General features: G+C 32.8%; 22 protein-coding genes. 15 read left to right on the plus strand and 7 right to left on the minus strand.

Annotation, left to right across the window (positions count from 1 at the left end):
* Positions 1–20: 20 nt before the first annotated feature.
* A complete protein-coding gene (locus J2Z60_RS05520) occupies positions 21–845 on the minus strand; it encodes an AraC family transcriptional regulator (protein WP_209686684.1) in 825 nt (274 codons plus the stop codon).
* 158 nt (positions 846–1,003) lie between these two features.
* On the opposite strand from J2Z60_RS05520, the gene J2Z60_RS05525 reads away from it, so the two are divergent.
* From J2Z60_RS05525 to J2Z60_RS05540, 4 genes are all read left to right on the plus strand, one after another.
* Positions 1,004–2,458, plus strand: coding sequence for a PTS transporter subunit EIIC (locus J2Z60_RS05525; RefSeq protein ID WP_209686685.1), 1,455 nt, complete (start codon positions 1,004–1,006; stop codon positions 2,456–2,458).
* 9 nt (positions 2,459–2,467) lie between these two features.
* On the plus strand, positions 2,468–4,015 hold the full coding sequence (locus J2Z60_RS05530; protein ID WP_209686686.1) for a glycoside hydrolase family 32 protein: 1,548 nt from the start codon (positions 2,468–2,470) through the stop codon (positions 4,013–4,015).
* Between the two features lie 17 nt (positions 4,016–4,032).
* Positions 4,033–6,249 carry an alpha-galactosidase gene (locus J2Z60_RS05535; RefSeq protein WP_209686687.1) on the plus strand — a complete coding sequence of 739 codons (2,217 nt, stop codon included), beginning with the start codon at positions 4,033–4,035 and terminating at the stop codon, positions 6,247–6,249.
* Positions 6,250–6,397: 148 nt separating this feature from the next.
* Entirely contained in the window at positions 6,398–6,901 is a 504-nt protein-coding gene (locus J2Z60_RS05540; RefSeq protein WP_209686688.1) for a GNAT family N-acetyltransferase, read from the plus strand.
* A gap of 26 nt (positions 6,902–6,927) precedes the next feature.
* On the opposite strand, the gene J2Z60_RS05545 is transcribed toward J2Z60_RS05540, so the two are convergent.
* Together J2Z60_RS05545 and J2Z60_RS05550 are read right to left on the minus strand one after the other, a co-directional pair.
* On the minus strand, positions 6,928–7,986 hold the full coding sequence (locus tag J2Z60_RS05545; protein ID WP_209686689.1) for a YdcF family protein: 1,059 nt from the start codon (positions 7,984–7,986) through the stop codon (positions 6,928–6,930).
* A 14-nt stretch (positions 7,987–8,000) separates the two neighbouring features.
* Entirely contained in the window at positions 8,001–8,621 is a 621-nt protein-coding gene (locus J2Z60_RS05550) for an NUDIX hydrolase N-terminal domain-containing protein (protein WP_209686690.1), read from the minus strand.
* Between the two features lie 244 nt (positions 8,622–8,865).
* Between J2Z60_RS05550 and J2Z60_RS05555 the strand changes: the two genes are divergently transcribed.
* A complete protein-coding gene (locus tag J2Z60_RS05555) occupies positions 8,866–9,726 on the plus strand; it encodes a metallophosphoesterase family protein (protein ID WP_209686691.1) in 861 nt (286 codons plus the stop codon).
* Positions 9,727–9,765: 39 nt separating this feature from the next.
* Here the strand turns inward: J2Z60_RS05555 and J2Z60_RS05560 are convergent, their stop codons facing one another.
* Positions 9,766–10,740 (minus strand): C39 family peptidase, encoded by a 975-nt coding sequence (locus J2Z60_RS05560; protein WP_209686692.1) that lies wholly within the window; start codon positions 10,738–10,740, stop codon positions 9,766–9,768.
* Between the two features lie 175 nt (positions 10,741–10,915).
* Here J2Z60_RS05560 and J2Z60_RS05565 point away from each other — a divergent pair, with 175 nt between their 5' ends.
* The 8 genes from J2Z60_RS05565 to J2Z60_RS05600 all read left to right on the plus strand — a co-directional run bounded on the left by J2Z60_RS05565 (position 10,916) and on the right by J2Z60_RS05600 (position 19,035).
* Positions 10,916–11,617: a hypothetical protein gene (locus J2Z60_RS05565; RefSeq protein WP_209686693.1), complete on the plus strand. Its 702-nt coding sequence runs from the start codon at positions 10,916–10,918 to the stop codon at positions 11,615–11,617.
* A 538-nt stretch (positions 11,618–12,155) separates the two neighbouring features.
* Positions 12,156–13,241, plus strand: a complete 1,086-nt coding sequence (locus J2Z60_RS05570; protein WP_209686694.1) for a replication initiation protein — start codon at positions 12,156–12,158, stop codon at positions 13,239–13,241.
* 98 nt (positions 13,242–13,339) lie between these two features.
* The gene (locus tag J2Z60_RS05575) at positions 13,340–14,377 is read left to right on the plus strand and encodes a hypothetical protein (protein WP_209686695.1); all 1,038 of its coding nucleotides are present in this window, start codon (positions 13,340–13,342) and stop codon (positions 14,375–14,377) included.
* Between the two features lie 108 nt (positions 14,378–14,485).
* Positions 14,486–15,439, plus strand: a complete 954-nt coding sequence (locus tag J2Z60_RS05580) for a hypothetical protein (RefSeq protein ID WP_209686696.1) — start codon at positions 14,486–14,488, stop codon at positions 15,437–15,439.
* 157 nt (positions 15,440–15,596) lie between these two features.
* On the plus strand, positions 15,597–17,420 hold the full coding sequence (locus tag J2Z60_RS05585) for a nuclease-related domain-containing protein (RefSeq protein ID WP_209686697.1): 1,824 nt from the start codon (positions 15,597–15,599) through the stop codon (positions 17,418–17,420).
* A gap of 9 nt (positions 17,421–17,429) precedes the next feature.
* Entirely contained in the window at positions 17,430–17,666 is a 237-nt protein-coding gene (locus J2Z60_RS05590; protein WP_209686698.1) for a hypothetical protein, read from the plus strand.
* Between the two features lie 44 nt (positions 17,667–17,710).
* A complete protein-coding gene (locus J2Z60_RS05595; RefSeq protein WP_209686699.1) occupies positions 17,711–18,091 on the plus strand; it encodes a DUF1828 domain-containing protein in 381 nt (126 codons plus the stop codon).
* Between the two features lie 122 nt (positions 18,092–18,213).
* Positions 18,214–19,035 carry a Rib/alpha-like domain-containing protein gene (locus J2Z60_RS05600; RefSeq protein WP_209686700.1) on the plus strand — a complete coding sequence of 274 codons (822 nt, stop codon included), beginning with the start codon at positions 18,214–18,216 and terminating at the stop codon, positions 19,033–19,035.
* A gap of 45 nt (positions 19,036–19,080) precedes the next feature.
* On the opposite strand, the gene J2Z60_RS11005 is transcribed toward J2Z60_RS05600, so the two are convergent.
* The 3 genes from J2Z60_RS11005 to J2Z60_RS05610 all read right to left on the minus strand — a co-directional run bounded on the left by J2Z60_RS11005 (position 19,081) and on the right by J2Z60_RS05610 (position 20,785).
* Positions 19,081–19,209, minus strand: a complete 129-nt coding sequence (locus tag J2Z60_RS11005) for an SPJ_0845 family protein (RefSeq protein ID WP_281063419.1) — start codon at positions 19,207–19,209, stop codon at positions 19,081–19,083.
* Between the two features lie 64 nt (positions 19,210–19,273).
* Positions 19,274–20,077 carry a site-specific integrase gene (locus J2Z60_RS05605; protein ID WP_209686701.1) on the minus strand — a complete coding sequence of 268 codons (804 nt, stop codon included), beginning with the start codon at positions 20,075–20,077 and terminating at the stop codon, positions 19,274–19,276.
* Positions 20,078–20,173: 96 nt separating this feature from the next.
* Positions 20,174–20,785 carry a DedA family protein gene (locus tag J2Z60_RS05610; protein WP_209686702.1) on the minus strand — a complete coding sequence of 204 codons (612 nt, stop codon included), beginning with the start codon at positions 20,783–20,785 and terminating at the stop codon, positions 20,174–20,176.
* Between the two features lie 165 nt (positions 20,786–20,950).
* On the opposite strand from J2Z60_RS05610, the gene uvrC reads away from it, so the two are divergent.
* Complete coding sequence (gene uvrC / locus J2Z60_RS05615; RefSeq protein ID WP_209686703.1) at positions 20,951–22,753, plus strand: excinuclease ABC subunit UvrC; 1,803 nt, start codon at positions 20,951–20,953, stop codon at positions 22,751–22,753.
* Positions 22,754–22,835: 82 nt separating this feature from the next.
* Positions 22,836–24,119 (plus strand): GTPase ObgE, encoded by a 1,284-nt coding sequence (gene obgE / locus J2Z60_RS05620; RefSeq protein WP_209686704.1) that lies wholly within the window; start codon positions 22,836–22,838, stop codon positions 24,117–24,119.
* Positions 24,120–24,147 lie beyond the last annotated feature (28 nt).

Raw genomic sequence — 24,147 nt, forward strand, 5'->3', positions numbered from 1 at the left:
TAATATAGCTTGGTATTTTTTTAATATTTTTCTTGGTATTTACTTGGCGATATAAGATATTTTTTCTTAAAAAAGCGGAAGAAACTCTGATAACTTGAAAATCCACAAGATAATGCAACATATTCAACGCTGTTGGCAGGATCTTTAAGCATTTCACAGGCCTTATCTAATTGATAATCAGTAATGAAGTCCTGGGGACTTTTTTGAGCATATTTTTTAAAAATTCGATATGCATAAGACCGGTCAATGTTTAAATAATCAACAATATCTTGGACACTTACATGCTCTTCATAATGATTAGTTATGTATCTAGTAGCAGATTGAAATAAATCATTAGTAGAAGGGAAGTTGAGTTTTTGATTTCGGTTAGGAAAATGAATTTGTAAAATATTTAGCGCTTCAAATAATTTAGATTGATAAAAAAAGTCATGGTTGCCTGGTGTAAATGAAGTTGTAACAATCTTTTTGATGCATTCATAAACACCAGGAGCTTGAGTTCTAGAAATTAAGGGATTCTTATGAGATAGGGAGATTCTCTTCATATAAGTAGGGATGATATTACCGATAAAACGAATCCAATAAAAACTCCACGGATCTGCACTATCTGCCTCCATATAAGTTGTTTTGTAAGGTTCAATATAAAAAATATCTCCTTGTTTTAAGTGATAAGTTTTTCCATTGCTAATGAAAGTTCCCTTACCAGAAGTTACGCAATGAATCATGTAACCACTTCGGCCCATGGGACCATAACTGTGATTAGGTTCTAATTTTTCAAAACCACCAGAAGAAATATAGCAAGCAGAATTATATTCTTCATTGTTAAAAACTTTACGATAATAATTCAATTTAGATCACCTATGCAACATTTTAACATATCGATACAACAATATAATATTTAGTAATCGCTTACAAACAAGTATCATAATAATTGTCAAAGGGAAAATAATAAATCATGATTTTTTAAGTACCGCTAATAATATTTGATTTGTGAGGGAAAACAATTATGAATAAGGAAGAAAAATCCTTTGCTGAAATTACTAAAGCCGTTGTTCCAGCTATTGGAGGTAAGGAAAACGCAGTTGAAGCATTTCACTGCGCGACAAGATTACGCATCAATTTAAAAGATTTGTCTAAAGTAAAAACCGAAGACTTGGCAGATTTACCCTTAGTAAAGGGAGTTAATCTAAATACCGCTAGCAAGCAACTGCAACTAATTATTGGGCCAGGATTAGTCGATAGGGCTACAGAATATTTCATTGATCATTCTGGTATTCCTGGGCAAGCTAGTGCTGCTACAGAAGCCTCAGGTCGTAGTGAGGGAGCAAAAGAAGCTCAAAAGCGTAATTTATTTCAAGGTTTTTTGGATGATTTAACTGGTGTATTTACCGAAGTTTTACCAGCTATCTTAGCAGGTGGTATTTTAATTGGGTTAAATAATTTATTGACTCAAAGAATATTTGGACCAGAATCTTTAACAAAGATGTTCCCTGGTATTTCTGGTATTAGTCAAATAATTAGTATTGGTGCTGGAGGCATCTTTGCCATGTTACCACTGATTATTGCTTATTCTGCTACTAAGCGTTATGGTGGACGTCCAGTACTTGGCTTAGCAATCGGTACAGTAATGATGTCACAATCTTTGCCATCGATGTCGGATGTTGCTACTAAGGCTGCTAAACCACTAATTGCAAATGTATTTGGCTGGCATGTTTCCATGAATAGTTTTGGCGGACAAATTATTGTTGCCTTAATTATGGGCTGGTTAGTGGCTAAGCTTGATAATTATTTACAAAAACATTTACCTGGTGTCATTCAATTTGTATTGGCACCAATGTTAACTATTTTAATTTCATCATTTGCATTATTTTTGGTTGTAGGACCAATTGGAGTCACACTTTCTAACTGGATCACTACTGGATTATTGTGGGTAGCTAATACTTTGGGTATCTTTGGATATGCTGCCTTCTCTGGGGTACAACAATTAATTGTTATTACTGGTTTACATAATATGTTTGGAGCTGTTGAAACACAATTAATTGCGACGACTAAATACGATTTCCTGAATCCATTAATGTCAGTAGCTTTAATGGGACAAGGTGGGGGCGTTATTGCGTACTTTATTTTAAATCGCAAAAATAAAAAGGCTAAAGAGATATCCATATCTGCTTTCTTCTCCATTTTGTTTGGAATTTCTGAACCAGCCATTTTTGGTATTAATTTAGTTAAAAAATATCCGTTAATTGGTGGTTGTATTGGTGGGGCAATTGCCGGAGCTTATGTATATTTGACTAAGTTAACAGCAGTTGCATTTGGTACTACTGGATTAACAGGAATTGCAATTGCTGCTCCACAAAATAATGGTTATATAAATTACTTTATTGCTAATTTAATTGGATTAGTGTTTGGTTGTGTATTTTCACTAGTGATGGCAAAATTTATTAACCCTGATAAAAAGTAGGAAAATTTAATGACAAATCGTAGAGCAAATTATATTAATATGGTGGATCACCTAACTGATATACCACTAACTAATATAGAAAAAGAAACCAATTTAACTAGAGAAAGTCCATATCGACAAAATTTTCACATTGAAAGTGAAAGTGGAAGTTTAGGTGATCCTAATGGATTTTCATATTTTAACAAGAATTATCATCTTTTTTACCAATGGTCACCATTAGAATTTAGTCAAAATCCTCATTATACTCATCATGGCTGGAAACATTTATGTTCGCCAGACTTAATTCATTGGCAAGACTTAGGTGCAGGAATGGAAAGTGACACTCGCTACGATAAGTATGGTACTTATTCTGGGAGTGCTTTTCCAGTAGATGATAAGTTATTTATCATGTATACAGGAAATACCTGGGTAAATACTGAAAGTGATGACGATTGGCAAAGAATTCCTTATCAGATTGGGGCTTGGATGGAAGCCAATAATAAAATAAAAAAAGTATGTACCCCTTTTATTACTGGCACTTTGAAAGGTTATACTGGACATTTTCGCGACCCTAAAGTATTTAAAAAGCATGATAAATATTATGCAGTGTTAGGAATACAGCGAAATAATCAAACTGGTAGTGCGGTTTTAGCAGAGAGTGATGATTTACATAATTGGCAAATTTTAGGTGAGATTAAAACTAATCACAATAAGTTTGGCTATATGTGGGAATGCCCTGACTACTATGAATTAGATGACAAAGGTATCTTAGCTTTTTGTCCTCAAGGGTTAGAGTCTGAAGACAATAAGTTTTGTAATATTTATCAAAGTGGCTATTTAATTGGTAAGCCATTGAATATGTCAGACAGAAATTTTGTTTGTGGTAAATTTCATGAATTAGACAAAGGATTTGACTTTTATGCCATGCAAACTACTAAAGACAAAAAAGGTCGACGAATCTTAATGGCTTGGATGGGTTTACCAGAAATCGTGTATCCAACTGTTAAGTATCACTATACAGGCTGTATGATTTTTCCTAGAGAATTAAAATTAGAAAATAATGTGATTGTTCAGCAGCCAGTTGCTGAAATTAAAGATTTATATTCTAAAAAATATCAGATTACAGCATCCCTTAATAATAAAAGAATTGAGATTAAAGCCGGTAAGCAAAATAGCCGTGATATCGAATTAGCAATTGTTGGTCACAATGATGCTACTATCTTAGATTTATTTGCAAACAAAAATAATAGCCGTCATTTACGACTAATTTTTAATCGTAAAAAGCAAAAATTTATCGTAGATCGTAGTTGTAGTGGCCTTGAAATTGCTAGTAGCTATGGAACTAGCCGCAGTTGTTATTTAGACCAGAGCAAGCTAATTAAGGTAAGAATTTTACAAGATGTATCTTCAGCAGAGATTTTCTTAAACAACGGCAAGGAAGTTTTTTCAATGAGGATATTTCCAGACGATATGCAAAATTTTATTTATCTAACTAGTGAAAATGGTGAAGCTAAAATTAAAGCAACTATTAATCAGTTAAAAGTAAGTAAGGTGGGCATGAGTCTAAAAGATAATTAGAATAATAAGGATTAACAATGATTGATGTTATAGATAATAAATATTTTAATATTTACAATGATAAGATTAGTTATATTTTTTATATAATGCCTAATAATCAGTTAGGGCATTTATATTATGGTGCAAGCTTAGGAAAGTTGGGTATAGCTGACTTAAAATATTTATCTGATCATTCTAATCGTAGTGCAGAAATTACAGAGTACGATTCAGAATTAAAGGATTTTTCTTTGGGTGATCGAATGCAGGAATATCCTGTCTTTGGAACCTCAGATTACCGTGAAGGCATGTTGGATTTAAAGTTAGGTCAAGAAATTATCTATACTGATTTTAAATTTAATCATTATAAAGTTACTCACGGAAAAGCTAGAAAGAATTACCCTGTAAGTTATGGGGACAATAGTGATAATCTTGTTATTGATCTAATAGATGAAGATCATAAGTTAGAATTACAACTATTATATACAATATATTCTGATTCCAGCGCTATTGTACGTTCTAATAAGATACATAACTTAAGTTTGAAAGTTTATCAAATAGAAAATATTCAAAGCCTAGCCTTAGATATTCCAAAATCAGACTTTGATTTTTTACAACTTTCTGGTGCTTGGATTAAAGAAAGACATATTAAAAAACGAAATCTTGAACAAGGCATTACTAAGATAGAGTCACTTCGAGGCGGTTCTGGTCATCAGAATAACCCGTTTATTGCTTTAGTAGCTAAGAATGTAGATTTAAGCAATGGAGAAATTTATGCAAGCAATTTAATTTATTCAGGTAATTTTGTCAGTCAGGTTCAAGTTGATGCATGGAACACCAGTAGATTGATGACGGGGATAAATCCAAGTTATTTTGAATGGAAGTTAGAGCCAGGACAAACATTTACTAGTCCTGAAGCGGTTTTATTTTATACTAAAGATGGCTACAATGGTTTGATGAATGAAACTCATCTATTTGTAAAAGAACATATAATCTCTAAAAAATGGCATAATAAAGCGCGACCTATTGTGATCAATAATTGGGAAGCAACCTATTTTGATTTTAGTGAAGATAAGTTACTAAGCTTGGCCACTAAAACAAAGAGTTTAGGGATTGAGTGCTTTGTTTTAGACGATGGCTGGTTTGGACAAAGAAATAATGATACTAGTTCTTTAGGTAATTGGACGGTTAATAAACAGAAGTTTCCTCATGGATTAAAGCATTTTGGCGATAAGATTCATGATCTAGGAATGCAATTTGGGCTATGGTTTGAGCCAGAAATGGTATCACCAGATGCGCCTATTTATCAAAAACATCCCAATTGGATAGTTCACCACCCGTATTCTCGCTATTCAATCGGCCGCAATCAATATGTGTTAGACTTTTCTAATCCTCAAGTGGTGGACAATATTTTTAATCAAATGTGTAAAATCTTAGACACAGTTAAGATTGATTATATTAAGTGGGACATGAACCGTCACATAAGTGAAGCGTATTCCCCTTATTTAAAGAAAAAATCTCTTCCACAGGGCGAATTTTACTATCGGTATATTCAAGGCGTTTATCACCTTTATCATAAATTGTTAACGCGATATCCTAATTTGCTAATTGAGGGATGTGCAAGTGGTGGAGGTAGATTTGATTTAGGAATTATGTATTACAGTCCTCAGGTTTGGCCAAGTGATGATAGTGATGCTGGTGAAAGATTAGATATTTTAACTGGAACAATGCTAGCTTATCCGTTGTCTGTATTTAGCAATCATGTATCAGCCGTTCCTAATGAACAAACAGGGCGAATAACTAACTTAAAATTTAGACAAGAGTTTAATTCATTTGGGTTACTAGGCTATGAATTAGATCTTAATAAGCTTTCAACAAATGAACAAGAAGAGATTAAACAGCACATTGCTTGGTATAAACAATATCGTAATCTATTAACAAATGGAAATTTTTCCCAACTTATTCCCCTTAATAATAAAAATGAATATGCCTGGAGTTGTTCAAACGAAAAAGAAATACTTATTGGATTTTATCGCAAATTAGTAACTGCCAATGAAAGTTTAAAATCATATATACCGCTTAAAAATATAAATGACCAAGCTTTGTATAGAATTAATGGTCAAAATATTATAAGTGGAAAAATTTTATCTAAAATTGGTTTACAATTGCCTTATCAATTAAATGGTTGGAATAAAGAAACAGCACAATTGAGTGGTGACTTTCAATCTCATATATTCGTAATTAAACAAGTAGATTAACTGCAAGTTTAGATCAGTAAGTCGCTCTGGAGACATTCTCTAGAGTGGCTTATTTTTGCTTATATGAGGTCAAATTATAATCAAGCGAATCTTTTTTATTATTTAGAAGATGATGCTAAAATAAAAAATTAAGAAAGGGAGAGAGAGGATGGAAATTATTTATCGTCCCGTACAAGCTAAGGACCTAAAAGAAATTGTTGAATTGGAAGCTGATGCATTTCATATGAGTAGAGAAATGGTCCAAAATGATATGGTCGGAAGAATTACGAATTATCCAGATACATTTTGGGTGGCTGAAGATAAAGAAACCAATAGAGTTGTTGGACATATTTTTGGCCCTGCATTTGCTAAAAAGTATATTGAAGACGAAATATACTTTAAAAATCATCCTAATAGGGTAGAAGATGATTATCAAATGATTCTAAGTTTAGCAGTTTTACCAGAATATCGCCTTAATGGAATCGCCAGTCATTTATTAGCTAAATTAGAAGCTGTTGCTTCAAGTCAGGAAAGAAAAGCTTTATCTTTGACTTGCAGAGATGAGCTAATAAACTTTTATGAAAAGTTTGGCTATCAAAATGAAGGCACAGCACAAAACTTACCAGGTGAAACCTTATACAATATGGTTAAGCAAATAAAGAAAAAGAAATAAGATGTTCAAAAAGTGAACATCTTATTTTAATGCAAGTTGTTAATTATATTGTCAAAAATTGCTGCAATTAGGCACAGTAGACCAATTAAGCTGACCATTGTAATTTGTAAACGTTTAGTAATTACTATATAAGCGATGAATTCCCTAATAAAGGCATTTAGCGTGAAGTACCACTTAGTTTTAGCTCCGTAGCCAATACATTTTAAGCCTTGCTTTTTAGCTAAAACTAAGGCTCGATAAACGTGATAAGAGTTAGTAACTAAACAAAATTTAGCGTCAGCAGGCATTAATTGGTGAGAAAATTTGATATTTTCATTTGTGGTTCTGGATTTCTTTTCTAAAATCATTTCTTTGTCGCTTATTCCTAAAGTTTGCTTAGCGTAAGTTGCCATCGCAGCTGCTTCAGGAATAAGTTCATTTTTTCCTTGACCGCCAGATAAAATTATCTTAGAGCCTGGATTTTTCTTCATAATTTCGACACCGCGCTTGATACGATTAGCCAGTAGCGGTGAAACCTGATCACCATTAATCAACCCAGCGCCGAGAACAACGACATAATTAAGGTGCGGGTGCCTACGATTGATTAAATTGACCCAGGCAGTAAAAATATACATTACCATAATATATAGAATGTATAACGTTGACAGGATAATAAAGGCATAGATGTACGTTACCCAATCATTAATGTATATTCGTCCGACAATATTTGGATAACCAAAAATAAAGAAAATCAGAAATATCCCAAATCCTAAGGATAGATAATTAGTCCAATGGTTGCCTTCTTTAAAAATTATCTTAATTCCATTATAAACAAACATTACTATAATAATGAAAATGAATAGAGCTATTGACAGCAAAATTGCCAATAAACCAAAAATAAAAATGTTTAAAACCCATTGGTTCTGCTTATAATATAAATCGGTAATATCAGTTAATAAGACAAGGATCCAAATCATTAACATCATCAAAGTAGCCGTAAATGTCATCCCTGACCATAAGGTGCGTCGCTCATGAAAAAGTACATATATAAAGCTTGCCAGTGTAAGTAAAAATAAGACAAATATAAGTCCTAATACCTTGACCATCAATTCCCTCTTTTCTAATCAAATAATGTTTGCCAGTTATTCTTTCGAGCCTTAAAACACATTTTTATTTGTTCAGGAGTATTCCTAGTTAAAGATAATTTAGGTAGATTATCTAAAGCAAAATAGCCATACTTATCTGTTTCGATATTTTTAGCAAAGTTTTCACTCTTTAATTCACATAAAAAGAATGCCTTCATAATTTTAGTAGCTAAGATAGGTTTATTGTGCTTATTTCTATCTTGAAATGCGATTAGCTTGATTGGCTTAACTTCGACGCCAGCCTCTTCGCGCGCTTCTTTAATACAGTTCTCTGTGGCAGAAATATATGCATCACACCAGCCACCGGGTAAAGACCAATCATCGGACATAGTTTCGTGGACTAAGAGAATTTTGTTATCTTTAAAAATAGCGGCACGTGTATCGATTTTAGGTGTTTGATAACCCTCATCACCACAAAATAATTTCTTAGTTTGTTTTAAAGGTAAGCCTGATCTTGCAGACATCATTTCAGCAGCAATTTCACGGACTTGTTGATAACGCTCAAGGTCAAAAGCATCTTTACCATATGTAAGACCATTTTGAGCGATGCTTTGTAAAGATATAGCCCAATGAGTAAATTTATCCCATTCTTTCATTTTTTCCTCCAAATCAAAAGCAAAAGATTAATTCAATATAATTATACAATTCATGATGAAAATATAAAAAGATAAAATAATTTCGATTTATTAATATGGTTAATGTTTTTTTAATGTGTTACAATTTTACTAATAATTAAACTGTTAGTACGTGTAAAGTTAATTTTATCTAAATTAAAAAGGCTTACTTAATTTGCTAGTATGTTTTTGAAGAAGAGTAGTCTTTTGAGGAGAATCGCTTATAATGCAAAAAATTATTAACCAAACACTAGAGACAAATGAAAATAAAAATTACTATATTTTTATTTCTGATATTCATGGTAATCTTGAAACTCTTGAATTAATTAAAAAGGCTCGCAAAGATTATCCAGATGCTCAATTAGTAGGTGGTGGTGATTATATTGATGAACGTTGGGATGTTAAGCCGGTAGTTGATTATTTACAAGAGTTAGCAAGCCATAATAATGCTATTATTTTGCGAGGCAATCATGAACAGATGCTAATCAACTACGCCGAGAAGTGTGAACATCAAGATGGCATTTGGTTTTATAATGGTGGAGCCTATAGTTTAGATAGCTTATATGGTAGAGAATTGGAACCAGATGAAGTTAGACAGACAGCTTATTATCAATTTTTTAAAAGTATGCCAATTATGTATGAAACGCCACACATTATTTTTGTTCATGCCGGTGTGCGTCCTGACAATAGATACAATGATCCCAGTAGTTATGACAAGCTAGATATTTATCATGGCAAATATGACTATGACTTTTATCGTGTATGGGCTAGACAAGAATATTGGTTTAATGAAGCAGGATATTTTGCTCATAATTTAACAGGTAAGGTCATTATAACAGGGCATACTCCTACTTGCAGCATTGTGGGTAAGTTTGATGATAATCGAGAAATGGAGCAATTGCCTTTAACCTCATGTAGAGTAAGGGTAGTGGATTATCCAGCTGAACCAGCAAGAATTTTTACTGATGGTGGTAGTCACTCAGATGCTGATCTTTATCCACATAACGATGGTAATGTAGTTGTTTTAGATAAAATGGGTAAAATTCAAAAAGTTTATAATTATCAAAATACGTTATCAGATAACTAAAAAGGCAGGTGTTGATTCAACATCTGTCTTTTTAAATTATTATTTAATTGTTAATGCATTGTTGCCGCCTGGATAGACAAATTCTTTAGCAATATGACTAGCCTTAACCCAAGATATAGGTCCTAAGTCATATTCGTTGCGACCGCCACCGCCTTTATAGAAGCGTTTGCTTTGGTAAAGTGGGTCATGTACTAAAAATTTATTACTCTTGGTACTATAACCAAAAATTACCTTACAGTGATTGCGAGCGCCGCTAGCGTCATATGAAGAATAGCCGTAGTAAAGAACGGGATGACCAGATAAAACTAGCTTAGAAAGATTGGTCATTGAAATGCCAGAAACATCTCTAATGTTCTTATCACCTAGCTTATGAGCGTATTGGGTTAAACGATAAGAAAGAATAACTCTACTAAAGCCAGCACCAGTATAAGGGTCACCATCTTGGCCACCAGTGGCTTTATTACGAGGTAGATTGTTTTGCATGTAGGTTAATTTTTGTTGTTCGTTAGCACCAGGTATATTTTTAAAGGTGTTGTCATACTTCATTAACATTGATAAAGAAGCAGAAGCACAACCCCAAGGTGCAAAGACAGGAAAGTATTGGCTAGTGTAGTACTCACGAGAGTTGGCATTCTTCTTTAAAACGTTAAATCTTGTATGTTTAATGTGAGTTTTGATTACATTTTTCGCATTGACCCATTTACTATTACCAAGATAGTAATAGGTAGATTTACCGTTTTTCTTTTGATTATAAATCTTATGACTATAACCGTTTTCGAGTAAACTTCCGTTTCTAGAGAATTTACCGGTCTTACTCATTTTGTAAATGTGTATGTGCTTGTTAGGTTTGTAAGCTACAGTCATGTAAGTATTTTTAGCTAGCTTTGTTCCCTTATTAACGCTAGTTGCAGTAGAACTAGTTGTAGATGGCGCAGCCATAACCGATAAATTATCAGTTGCAAATATACCAGCAGCCATCAGAGCAACAGCTAATGTAGTTGATATCTTTTTCAATTTTTACCCTCCAAATAGATATTATTCGCATTTATTTTAGCACAAATTTATTTAAAGCGGCTTAATTTTTGGTAGATTGAATGATTAAGCTGCTTTTAAATTATGTTAGATGAGTACCATGTAAGTGCTTGTTTTGTTATGATTAACAAAGAATAATTGATAGAGGGATGAAATAATGTACGATTATCGCACAGATATTATTAATTTAATGAGGTCAACCCAAGATAATGACTTATCGCTTAAGCAAAGCATGGTTGCATTGAAACTAATTGTTAAAATGTTTGATAATTCAGTAATTGAGGATAAGGAATTGCTTAAGCAAGATAAACAAACTAAGAAAAAGTTGGAGCGACTGTTAGCCAATAAGCCTAAAACAAAGGTAAAATTTATAAAAGATTCTAAGACAGTTAATAATAAGAATACAGGCAAGAAACGGAAAAAATCTAGTCAAGATAATACTTTATATGTACCACAAATAGATTTTAATCTAAACAAGAAGTTGGTAGGGGTGGTTTGTGCTCAAGAGGGAGTATCGCAAGATGCGTACAAGGTTATAGTTGCTCATAATGGTAAAGTTAAACTTTTAACTAATGAAGATCAGCAAACTATCCCTCAAGCAGTCAAGGGACTGGATATTGTAGTCGCATTTAAGCAAGATACTAGTCGGGGAATTTTAGATATTCTGGATAGCTTACATGCTAAACGAGCCTTCCAATATGCCTTAGCTGATTCTAATATTCAACTTGATATAGAGAAGGCATTGTACCGTAGTGATAATCAGTTAGGAGTTTTAGATAGTAATGATTTGAAGTATCCTTCAGCTAATTTAAAGTCGCTCCTATTAGCTTCACAGACACAAATTAAAGATAATAATTAATTTTTTGGGTCGCACAAAGGTGGGACCTTTTTATATAGTTCTTTAATTAATTATTTAACAGCCTCTTTAATAAGATTCTTTAGCATTTCTAGAAGTCTTGAAGCTGTAAGCTGGATCTAACTATAAATGCAACAAATGGGGCGATAAATGCAACATTTAGGGATTATAAGTGCAACATATCATGTAAATAAGTGACACATTTCAGGCTGATAAATGACACAAATTAGGATAGGTAATAATAAATGCAATATTTGGGGATATTGTTAGAATGCTTGATAATTCGCTAATGAACTAAAAGTGACACATTTGGGGCAAACTGAAGAAGGAAAAGTATTTTTTAATAAATGCAACAAATGGGGCGATAAGTGACACAAATCGGGATATGCCTGATTTTAGGCATAAGGGACGAATATTTTTAGCTTTTTAAAAGTGACACATTTCAGGATAATACTAATAAATGCAACATCTAAAAAATAATGTTGCATTTATAAATTTTGTTTGCTAGAGTGAAATAAGAATTTGAAAGTGAGTTACTTCTATGGCAAATGAAATTGTAAAATATCAAAATAGGTTGAATGATATTCCGCTACGCAAATTTAATGCTGCTGAAATGAATATTTTATTTGCAATTTTTTCGCGGGTCCGCGATAAAGATCAAAACGAAGTAGTTCTAAGTTTTGATTACCTTAAGCAAATTAGTAATTATAGTAAACATGAAAATTTTGCCCTATACTTACAAGCAGTTTCTGATAAGTTGTTGGGATTAAACGCTTATACTGATGATGGTAATACCTATACCAAGTTTGTTTTGTTTAATGAGTATACTATTATCCGTGATGAACAACTTTTGAAGGTCGCGGTTAATCCTAAGTTTAAGGGGTTGTTTAATGACTTGAAGAATTGGACTCGTTTTTCATTGCAGCAATTTACTCATTTGGATAGTACTTACTCCAAAACAATTTTTAGATTAGTTAAGCAATTTCGTACTGTGGGCAAGCGTACAATAAGTTTGGAAGATTTTCGCACTAAGCTTGATATTCCCAAGAGCTATCGGACCAGTCATATCGATAAACGAATTATTAGTGTTGCTAAACAGGAACTGGCACCACTGCTTTCTAAATTTAATATTAGTAAAAATTACGTTAAAGCCCGTCGAGGAAAGAAGTTAAAAGGCTATACTATCACTTGGATTCCTGAAGCGCATAGTGCTGATGACTTTGAGCCAGGGCACTTAATTAAGACATCATTAGGTTTGGAGCGAATTAATAGTAATCCATATTTAACCACTGAAGAAAGAAATCTTGCCATTGATCGATTTGAAGGCTTGCAATTGGGGACTACGCAGGCTAAGTGGGAACAGGAACATCCTGATGTAGTCCAGGAAATTAATAATTTTAGTTTTGAGACTGACAAGATCCAACAAGATGATGATAAGATGACTTTGGATCAGCGACGTGAATTTCTAAAGTTTCAAAGTGATACATTAAAATATATTAATAATCGGGAAAAGCTTAAAGAATTACAAGATTATTACCAACAACTAGTAAGCATCAAGAAGGCAACTGTAGTGGAGCAGGCAATTGCTAAATATTTAAATCGTGCACTTAAACGCTTACAGAAATAATAGATTGCATTAAGTCGCCAGTTTTTAGCTGACGATTTTTGGGTAGAATAAAAAACTTATTGATTAGCCTACGTTTGTTTGATAAAGGAAATTAAAAAATGAAACGAACGCAATTTAAACAAGAAAAGCATATTCAAAAGATAATTGTTGTCTTAAGTATCATTCTAATTTTAATCGCGGTTGCAATCACTGCTGTCTATCTTACTAAAACACAAAAAGCTGTATCTGAACCACCTAAGATTAGCAAGGTTAGTAAACAGAGACCATCTGCATCAAAGAAAATAAAAAATTTAACTTTAAAGCAGGTAGTTGGCTTGGTGGTCATTTATATGCATAAAATTGATAATCAAGATTCCGATTGGAGAAAAGTATATTATCTTGGCAAGCATGATGGCTTATTAATTAAGAAGTATCGCCAGTATCACTTTAAAGATTTCAATTTGACAGCTCAAAAAAATAATTTAGTCTATGTTATTAATGATCGTGTAGCTTTTGAAGTTAATAGTAATCAAATTAATTTTAATTCTAAACTACTAATGGCTGATAGTAAGGAAAAGCTGACCCAAGTCAATATTGACAAGATGTATCATAGTTTAGATAGTAGCGATCGTGTTGATTGGCAAAATATTTCTAATAATCTAGATATTGCTGCTAAGCTTTCTAAGCAAAGCAATAACTTAAAAATAGCAAATTTAAGATTAATTACGATTCCTAAGCAATTACGTGGCACCTGGTATTATTATAATAATATCCAAGATAAGCAGGTAATGGAAAAGATTGTAATAACAGGTCATTTAGTTCGTAATTCGATGATCTTTGATAGTCAAGAAATTGATAAGTATTATCGCCGTGGTAAAGGTAATAAAAATTTGCATGAATTGCAGAATAAATATCCAAACGCTTTGGAAGGTAAGATTATTAATAAGAACAAGAATATCGGTTTATTGATTTATGACCTGCTTGATAAGCAAAAAGCTCGTGAAGAGCTATTTGTTAAAAGACATATTCTATATATTAAGTCCGGAGGAAAGCTAATAGCGGCTTATCCAACTACTAAAAGTTTAATTAAGAAATATTTACGTAAAAATATTAAATTTGACAATAATGATGAAGATTTAGACTTATTTATTGACTAAATACTACATTAATTTAAGAAAAATTAAGCATCCTAACTTATAAATTGGGATGTTTTTATGTTGATTTTAACTGGTATAATTGTTTAATAATAGTAAGGAAGTTACAACATGAAAACATTACCATACAGAACGCAAGCTTATATTTATATGGGTATTTTTTTAATTTTAGTCATAATCTGTGCGATCACTTATTTCTTTGGTAAGAAACATTACTATAAGCGCCGCAAGCTAAGCTTAGGCTTTTTTGCTTTAAGTGTTGTCTTACTTGTAGGGGCTGGATATGAAGCTTTTAACACTGTGCGTGCAATTTCGATTGCTAAAGAAGTCGTCCAACCATCGCAAAATTCTAATACTCATTCTAATTATTTCGAGATTATAGGTTCACAAAAACAATTCAATAATGAGAGTTATGAGTTTCAAACTAATAAGACGGGCTCTTATGTTTTAACCTTAAAAGGGTTACGAGAAAGTAAAATTGAGCTTTTTACAGGAAAGGGTAGAGCCTTTTTACATAAATTCCAGACTATAAATGTTGAGCCAAATGAATTCAATCATATTGTCTTACATTTACAACCAACGCAAGCTAACTTTCATTTAGTACTGCAAGATCCGAATAAAACCATTGATGTAATTAATATCAAAAATAAATCGTTAAGATACAAAGCTATTGTTAATAAGCAAAGCAAAATGTTACCTGGGCAAAAGCTTAACTTATCATTAGTAAAGTCATCTAATGCAGGGATAGTAAATACTAGTAATCCAGCAATTCACTATCTAGTTAATAAAAAGAAAAGCATTATTCAAGTTGATTATTATTCAAATAATATTCTCTTAGATCCAGGAGATATCATTTTCTGCTTACAAAATATTACGAGTAATAAGAACTTGCGTTTTACTAATAAAAAATTAACTAAAAGTAATTTTAAGTTAGTATTTGGACAAAATTTCAACTTTTATAATCCTAAAGATCATAACTGGTACAATGTAAGACAAGAAATGACAAGTGCGAATAAGCTTAACAAGTTTGTCATTAAGGCCGGCAAAAATCAAAATTATGAATAATATATTGATAATAAGATTGCATTAGCTAAAATAGGAGGTAGTAAATATGGATGTTATTTAAAAAATGAAATTTGGTAGTTTGAACAACTTATTGCTATAATTCTTATAAATACTTAAATTAGTCATCTATTATTCTAAATAGAAAGAATTAAAATCAATGAAACTAATAAGATCACTCAATGGCTGGAAAGTGATCGTTGTATTAGGCTTAGTTACCCTACTTTTATTCCTTAAAAATACATTTTTAGTTGATGTCTTGACAATAATAGTTGGGTGCGTAGTCTATTTTGCTGTTGCTTATTTAGTTAAAGATAAGAGCCAACTTTCAGAACAAAAAGAACAGCTTAATGAGCTCAGCGGGCAACTTACCACTTTAAAAAATAATCAAAGCCAACAATTAAATAAGATAACTAATCAAGAAAACGATTTAATAGATCAGCTAAGAAGTCATCATTATAGCTATGATTTTGAAAATGATAAAAATTTAACTGTTCAAACTTATGAGTTGAATAGTCGCCATCAAGATGAAATCTTAGTAATTAGAAAAGTATTTGATAGTCAGCAGCGTTTACGCTATCAATTGATTTATGATAAAAATGGGCAAATTTTACAGTATTGGCAATTTTTAACACCGGATACTTATACTAAGGCTGACTTTAGAGAAACGCCACCTAAGTTTGATTATCATTCTAACTATGCTGGTCAGCTTGATCTTAATAATCTTCCAGCACTTGAAACAGTAACTGCGCAGCTGCAATCAAAAGATTGGTACTACCAACAATTGAAAAATAAAGTACGCCACCAGTTAGCAGTGATTAAAAATTTGCAAAGACAAGATAAAAATTGGTTCTTGCGCAAAGATCAAGATGGTAGCTGGTTTAGGGATGACTTAGCTTTGCAGTCATTGTTGACTGCTGAAAAAGCTGGGCGTAAATATTTTGATATTAAGCATAGTAATGATCTTTCGCGTGACAATTTGCCGGGATTAGCTAAAATTAATAAGCTATATCAAAAATTAAATGTTCAACTAGAACATTTAAATAAATTAAGAAAAACAGCCTATAAAAATCTTCAAATTGAAGTTCCGACTAAAATTGCTAATCTAACAGAGCATGATTTATCTTCACTAGCCAACAAGTACGCAGGTGAAACAGCAGAATTAATGGTTGACCAAAAGCTGCGTGAAATCGGTCAGAATAAATTTATTGGTCATAATATTGTTTTGCCATATCCGTATGATAAAGGCGAGAGCAATCTCGACAGTAACCAAATTGATAATTTGGTAGTATCTAATAAAGGAATTTTTTGTATTGAAACTAAGGCCAGGACGATTAATTCACGTACTTATAATGTAACCAATGGTTATCAAGAGATCAGTAGCCAAATTGCTAAACACCGTGATGCGATTGATTATGTGCTAAAAAATACAGATGATCCAATAGTTCAAAAATTATTAGAAAAGCCAGCTGGACAGTATTTAGTACATAATCTAGTGGTCTTCATCGGTCGTAGTTCACAGAATTTCACCTTTAAAAATAGTGAAATTTATACCAATCATGGAGCACATGTTCTAAGGTTAGATGACTTACAATTAGTAATTTCTAGTGGTGTAAAAAGTGATGCTCCTGTTTCATTAACTGATGAAGAGGTTAATGCAGTTGGTAAGGCACTGATAACTAATAATAAGAAGATGCCAAGCAAAGGACATGCCGGTAATTTGATGTTTTGGAAAGGCGAATTAAGCAATCAAAACATCGACTTTACTTTAAATCAGGTTGTGGAGCTAACTAAGCAATTAGAGATTATGAATGATTGCCTAGATCACTTAATTGAATTGAAGCATGAAATTAATGATTTGAAGGTACAACAGGATGCTATCAATGAGCTTAAGCAGGTAAACATTGGCTATAAGCAAGCTCGTCATTACTTTAAAAAGCAATTGAGTGGGCGAAATTATAGCTTTACTGATGCTATTATTTAGGAGATGGCAATGGCAATGAATGATATTCAAAAGGCGATCAAGGATTATGCAAAATTGCAATCTCAAAAAGAAAGCATTATCCGAAAGACGCAGCCAGAAATTAACGAGTTCTCTAAGAAAGTTACACATGAACAAAAGATTTATGAGCAATTATTAAAAGCAAAAGAAAATAGCCAATTTATCCCAATAATTGCAAGCTTATTGGTCATGATAATTATGTTACTATGCTTTAGTGGCATAATTTAAGAGAAGAAGAGTGTAGGCTCTTCTTTTTTTGAAAGGGTGAAAAAATGAATCGAAAAATTAACGAATTAAAGCAAAAAAGCATGGACTGGCTAAGTAATAACTTAGAGTTCATTGAGGCAGGAGATGATATTGAAGTTGCAACGCCATTAATTGGTGCATACGGAGATATGATTTATTGCTGGATTGAGAAGATCGATGGTTATTGGCGTATTAGTGACGATAGTTACTTATTATTTAAATTAGATCCTAACCAAGAAGATCTTGACTTTTATTCTGATGCTGGCGATGTAGTTATAGGATCAGGATTTGAATTTGATGATGACTCTGGTGAAATCTTTTGCGAAGTAGAGAATGAAGATGAAATACCACAAGCTTTAAATGATTTAGCTCAGCTTCAAATTGCTTTAACGTATTTAAAAAATTAATCTAAATTTTTTTGTAATTTATATGTAACCTTTTTGTAAAATATCTTATAATAGTTAGTGATAACTTAATATTAATAACAGTAGGATTTTATTTTGACGCCTACCTAGGGAGATATAAAAAGATGACTAAAAAGGCTAACTCAAATCTCAAAAAGATAATGACTGTATTGGGAGTTTCTACCATAGCAGTTGGTTTAATTAGCAATACTGTTTATGCTGATTCACCAAGTGACAACAAGAGCCAAGAATATCAAGAGGGACTGAAGGAACACCAAGATTTGCAAGCTTATAACTATCCATTAGTAGCTGCTGAATTAACTACTGATAAGGGAGAGTTGCCTGCAGCTGAAAGTGGTGTATCTAATTGGACTAGCTTACCTGCAGGCACTACTGCATATTGGCACAAGCAACCTGAAATTAATCAAGTAGGTAAAAGCTACGGGACAATTATTGTTACTTTTCCTGATAAGTCTGCTTCTGTTATAGCAGTTTATGTGACTGTAAAGGCAGATTCTAGTGAAGATGCTCCTAACCAGAAGTCAGAGATTAATACTTCCGAACTAAAGAAAGCAACCGCTGCTGCTCAAGAACAAGCTGATGCTAAAAATAAAGCAGCCCTCTCTGCTGTTAAGTCTAGTGAAAAGAATGAAAGTAATTCTGAATCTCAAACAGAATCTACAGATGCTTCATCAGATGCAGCAACTAATAATGCCAATGATCAAGTAATTGTTAAAAATGTAAAAACGGTCTATAACAAGCCTAATGAGGGAAAGCAAGAGACAACTACTAAGAATGATCAGATTTCTAATACCGTTGCACCAAATAATACTGAACTACCACGTACCCAAGCTAAGCAATCTAATTTAGTTATTATTGGCGGAGTTATGACAGTTTTTGTGGGATTAGTGGCAACCGTATTTAATAAGTTTAAATTTGAAAAATAAAAAAAGCTGTATTTAAACAGCTTTTTTAAAGTGAAGAAATGAGGATTATTTATCGTCCTCTTTCTTGTCTTTTTCAGGTTTTTTCTTGCTTTTTTCTTTCGGATCATCTGGAAAGATAGCAAATTTATCAAGAACTTTTTCTAATTCATCATTCTTTTTAAAAGTTAATCCCATTGTATTAATTCCTTTCTAGCTGTGATCTTATTTAATTATAGAGTAATTTATAGATTTTTGCAGTTTAGAAGTTAGGCTTAAATTTAATAAATGAAGCTTTAGTGGCTTGGTCACGGTAATAAGTAATCGTCTTGCGATTGCAATGAATTAAGTTGGTAAGATCATCATCAGATAAGGATGAATCGTTGACTAGTCGGTATATGTAGGATAAACGTAATTTTCCTGGAGTTAGGTCGAGATTTAATGTGTCTCGATCTGCTAAAATTCTTCTACTTAGTGATGGAAGGGCGCTTAAAGGGCGGCCTTTTTTAGTGTGAAAAATTAATTGTGGTAAATTTGGCAAAGCTGGCGTAGATAAAATATCTATATAAGTTTTTTTATTTATCTTACCTTGAACGTCAGCAATGGTTAGTCCTAATAGTTTATTAGGTTCAAAACCATAAGCTATTAAAATTAATAACTTTTTGGTGTCGAGGCTGACTTTTTCATTGGCAATAATTTTATCTAGGCTATCAATCCAATCTAGGCAAAAACGAGGTGTACGATCAAATGTGTGACCTTTAATGTCAGTGAGTACATAATTAGGCATTAATTTATGATCGTAAAGAAAAGAAAAATATTTTTTAAGATGTGTAATATACTTATTTAGCGTTTGGACGGAGCGATTTTCATTAACTTCTAAATTAACTAAAAAACTCCGGATATCTTGACTACTTAACTCATCAAGATTAGGAGTGTGATTAGCATTGGTTAAATAGTAATTCCAAAAGTAATTAACAGACTGATTAATTGATTGAATAGTTTGAGCTTGTAAGTGTCGAGTAGAGCACCAATCGTTAAAATTGTTAATATAAGGGAAATCGTACATCTGGTATTCTCCTTACCTAATATATAGGTGTTACTTTTACAAAAATATTATAACAAAAAATAGAACTTCTGCATAGCAAAAGCTCTATCAATAAAATCAGCGCCTAAGGCGGGTGTGATACCATTTATAACAAAAATAAGCTAAAATAATAATGGCTATTATAATAATTATTAAAGTATAATCGTCAAAAATTTTTACTACAATATGCCACTTTTGACCCATATAGGCGCCCAGACCGATTAAAATTAGATTCCAAAGAAAGCTACCTAAAGTAGTCAAGACTAGAAATTTTTTCCAGCTAGTATGAGCAATACCTGCTGGGATAGAGATTAAACTTCTAATTACTGGAATACATCTACCATAAAAGATGGCTCCTACACCATATTTATTAAACCAATTGATAGATTTTTGAGCGTCTTCTTTTTTAAAGCCTAGTAGTTTAAATAATTTTGTATTCAATAACTTTTCTAAACGATATATTGTGAGCTTACGACTAATAGAAAATAAAACTATTGCTCCAATAACTGAGCCTAGAGTTGAACTTACAATTGTCCCCACAAGAGTAAGGGAAGTTCTAGTTGTTAAAAAGCCTCCTAAAGTTAAAACCGCTTCTGAAGGAATTGGAGGAAAAATATTTTCTAAAGTAATTAAGAAAATTATTGCTAAATATCCAAATTGCTCAATTAGCTCAGTTAACCAAATCGTCATTGCTTAATTCACCTAATTCGACCTTTCTTCATAGAGGATATAATTATATTCTAAAGGAAATGGTATGTTTAGTTAACCTTAAGAAAGAGGCTTTAAAAAAATAAAAAGTTTTAAATTCGTGATAAACTATTTTGTTGAGATAATTGATAGGAAGAAGATGAAAATTTGGCAACGGAATATATCGAAAATAAATTAAAACTTCTACCAAGTAAGCCAGGATGTTATTTAATGAAGGATATTAATGGCAATATTATTTATGTAGGAAAATCTAAAAATCTAAAAAATCGTGTTAGATCTTATTTTAAAAGTAAACAAGTAGGACGCAGAGCAGAACTTGTCAGAGAAATCCGTGATTTTGATATTATTACTGTTTCATCAGATAAGGAATCATTCTTACTTGAAATTACTCTGATAAAAAAGTATCAACCATATTACAATGTTCAACTCAAGCAAGGAACAGGTTATCCTTATATTGAAATTACGAATGAGCGCGATCCGCAAACAAAATTAACTTCTATTGTCAAAAAAGATGGAGGATATTACTTTGGTCCGTATCCTAATGTTTATGCAGCTCAAGCTACTTTAAAATTTATTCAAAAAGTTTGGCCACTGCGAAGATGTCATGGCAAGCAAGGTCGTCCATGTCTGTATTACCATATGGGACAATGTTTGGGAGCTTGTTTTAAAGAAGTTCCTAAGTCTGAATATGATGAACAAATTAAGAAGATAAAAAGCTTTCTAAATGGTGATATTACCCAAGCTAAAAGAGATTTAACAAATAGGATGATGCTGGCTTCTGAACAATTAGAATTTGAACGGGCTGCTGAAGTCAGAGATCAATTGAGATACATTGAGCAAACTGTTGAAAAGCAAAAAATTATTTCTAATGACCATACTCAACGGGATATTTTTAACTTTTATGTTGATAAATCATGGATCTCAATTCAAATCTTCTTCTTGCGTCAAGCTAAATTATTAAGAAGAGAAACACGAATGTTTCCGTTAACTGATGTAACTGATCCAGAAGATGAATTTGTATCTTTTATCGCTCAATTTTACAATCAGCGAAACCGCGTCTTACCTAAAGAAGTATTAGTACCTGAGGGAATTGACAATGATTCCTTAAGTGAGGTATTGAAGGTTCCAGTGAGGACACCACAACGTGGTCAAAAGAAGTCGCTGCTTAAAATGGCTAAAGATAATGCTCAACTAAAACTAAACGAAAAATTTAGATTATTAGAATTAGGGAACCGCAAAACTAAAGGTGCCCAAAAAGAAATATTTGATGCACTTGGCTTGCCTTATGGACATCGAATTGAGAGTTTTGACCATTCACATATTCAAGGAGTAGATCCTGTTTCTGCTTTGGTAGTCTTCACTGATGGTGAACCTGACAAAAATGAATATCGAAAATATAAATTAAAAGGTGAGGTTGAACACCAAAATGGTGCTGATGAAGTTGGCAATACTCGTGAGGTTGTTCGCCGACGTTATAGTCGACTATTGAAAGAACATAAGCGGTTGCCTGACTTAATTTTAATGGATGGTGGTCAAATTCAGGTTGAAGCTTGTCTAGATGTCTTAAGAAATGAATTAAATGTTGATATTCCTGTAGCGGGTATGGTTAAAGACGACCACCATAGAACTAATCACTTGCTGTTTGGCGATCCTACTAAAGGGGAAGAGTTACGATTAATTCCAATGGATCCTAAGTCTGAAGGATTTTATTTAATGACGAGGGTTCAGGATGAAGTTCACCGATTTGCTATTACATTTCACCGTAAAACTCATGCCAAGAATGCTCTTTCTAGTAAGTTAGACGAGATTAAGGGAATTGGACCTAAGTCGCGTAATAAATTACTTCGTCAATTTGGATCATTAAAGAAAATTAAAGAAGCATCTGTTGAAGATTTAAGAAGAGCAGGATTAACTTTGCCACAAGCACAAACAGTAAAGTTAACATTATAAATTTATTATTATCTGAAACTTATTAAAGTGCATGATGTGGTATCATAGAAAAGATATCTCTCATAAAAGAGGAGGAGAAATAATGTTTGTTGATCAAACAAAAATTGACGTACAAGCAGGAAAAGGTGGCGACGGTGCTGTAGCTTTTCGCCATGAAAAGTATGTCCCACTTGGCGGGCCTGCAGGTGGTGATGGCGGAAGAGGCGGAAGTATTATCCTAGTAGCTGATTCCGGACTCAGAACCTTAATGGACTTTCGTTTTAGAAGAAAATTTAAAGCTGATAATGGAGAAAATGGACGAATTAAGTCACAATATGGTAAAGGCGCTAAAGACGTCTATTTGAAAGTTCCCATGGGTACTTCGGTTTATGATTTTAATAGTGGTGAGCTATTAGGCGACTTAGTTGAAAATGGTCAAGAATTAATTGTTGCTCATGGTGGACGTGGTGGACGTGGTAATATTCACTTCGCTACATCTACCAGAACTGCACCTGAAATTGCTGAAAATGGCGAACCTGGAGAATTTAGAACATTACGCTTGGAGCTTAAAGTTTTAGCTGATGTTGGTTTAGTAGGCTTTCCTTCAGTAGGTAAGTCAACTTTATTATCTGTTGTAACTAAGGCCAAGCCTAAAATCGCTGCTTACCAGTTTACGACATTAACTCCTAATTTAGGGATGGTCGTTTTACCTGATGGGCGAGATTTCTCAATGGCTGATTTACCAGGATTAATAGAGGGAGCTTCTCAAGGTGTTGGCTTAGGAGTTAAGTTCTTGCGACATGTTGAAAGAACTAAGGTGATTTTGCATATGGTGTCAATGGATCCTAATAATGGACGAGATGCTTATGATGATTATCAAACTATAAAAAAGGAATTAGCTAACTACACCGAGGATTTAACTACTAAAAAAGAATTAATTGTTGCTACTCAAATGGATATTCTCGACAGTGACAAAAAATTAGCTGACTTTAAGTCTAAGTTAGGAGATAAGGTTGTTTACCCAATTTCTAGTGTCACTCATCAAGGTGTTACTGAATTGATGAGAGCAGCAGCTGATTTAGTTGATGAAGCTGCAAGACAAGAAGCTGAGAAGCCAAAATTAACTGAAGATAAAGAAAAAGAATATATCTATAGAAAGCCTGACAATAGTTTTGTAGTAACGAAGACAGGCGAGAATTCTTACACAGTTACTGGTGAAAGACTTGAACGATTGGTTCAAATGACTAATTTAGACCATACTGATGGAATTATGCTTTTGGCGCGTAAGATGAAAAATATGGGTGTTGATGAAGCCTTAAGAGCTAAAGGTGCTAGTGAGGGCGATGAAGTCAATATTGGTGATTTAACTTTCGAATTTGTTGAATAATTAAAATTTAATATTTGGGGTAATTACT

This window comes from Lactobacillus colini (assembly GCF_017874575.1).
Taxonomy (GTDB): Bacteria; Bacillota; Bacilli; order Lactobacillales; family Lactobacillaceae; genus Lactobacillus; species Lactobacillus colini.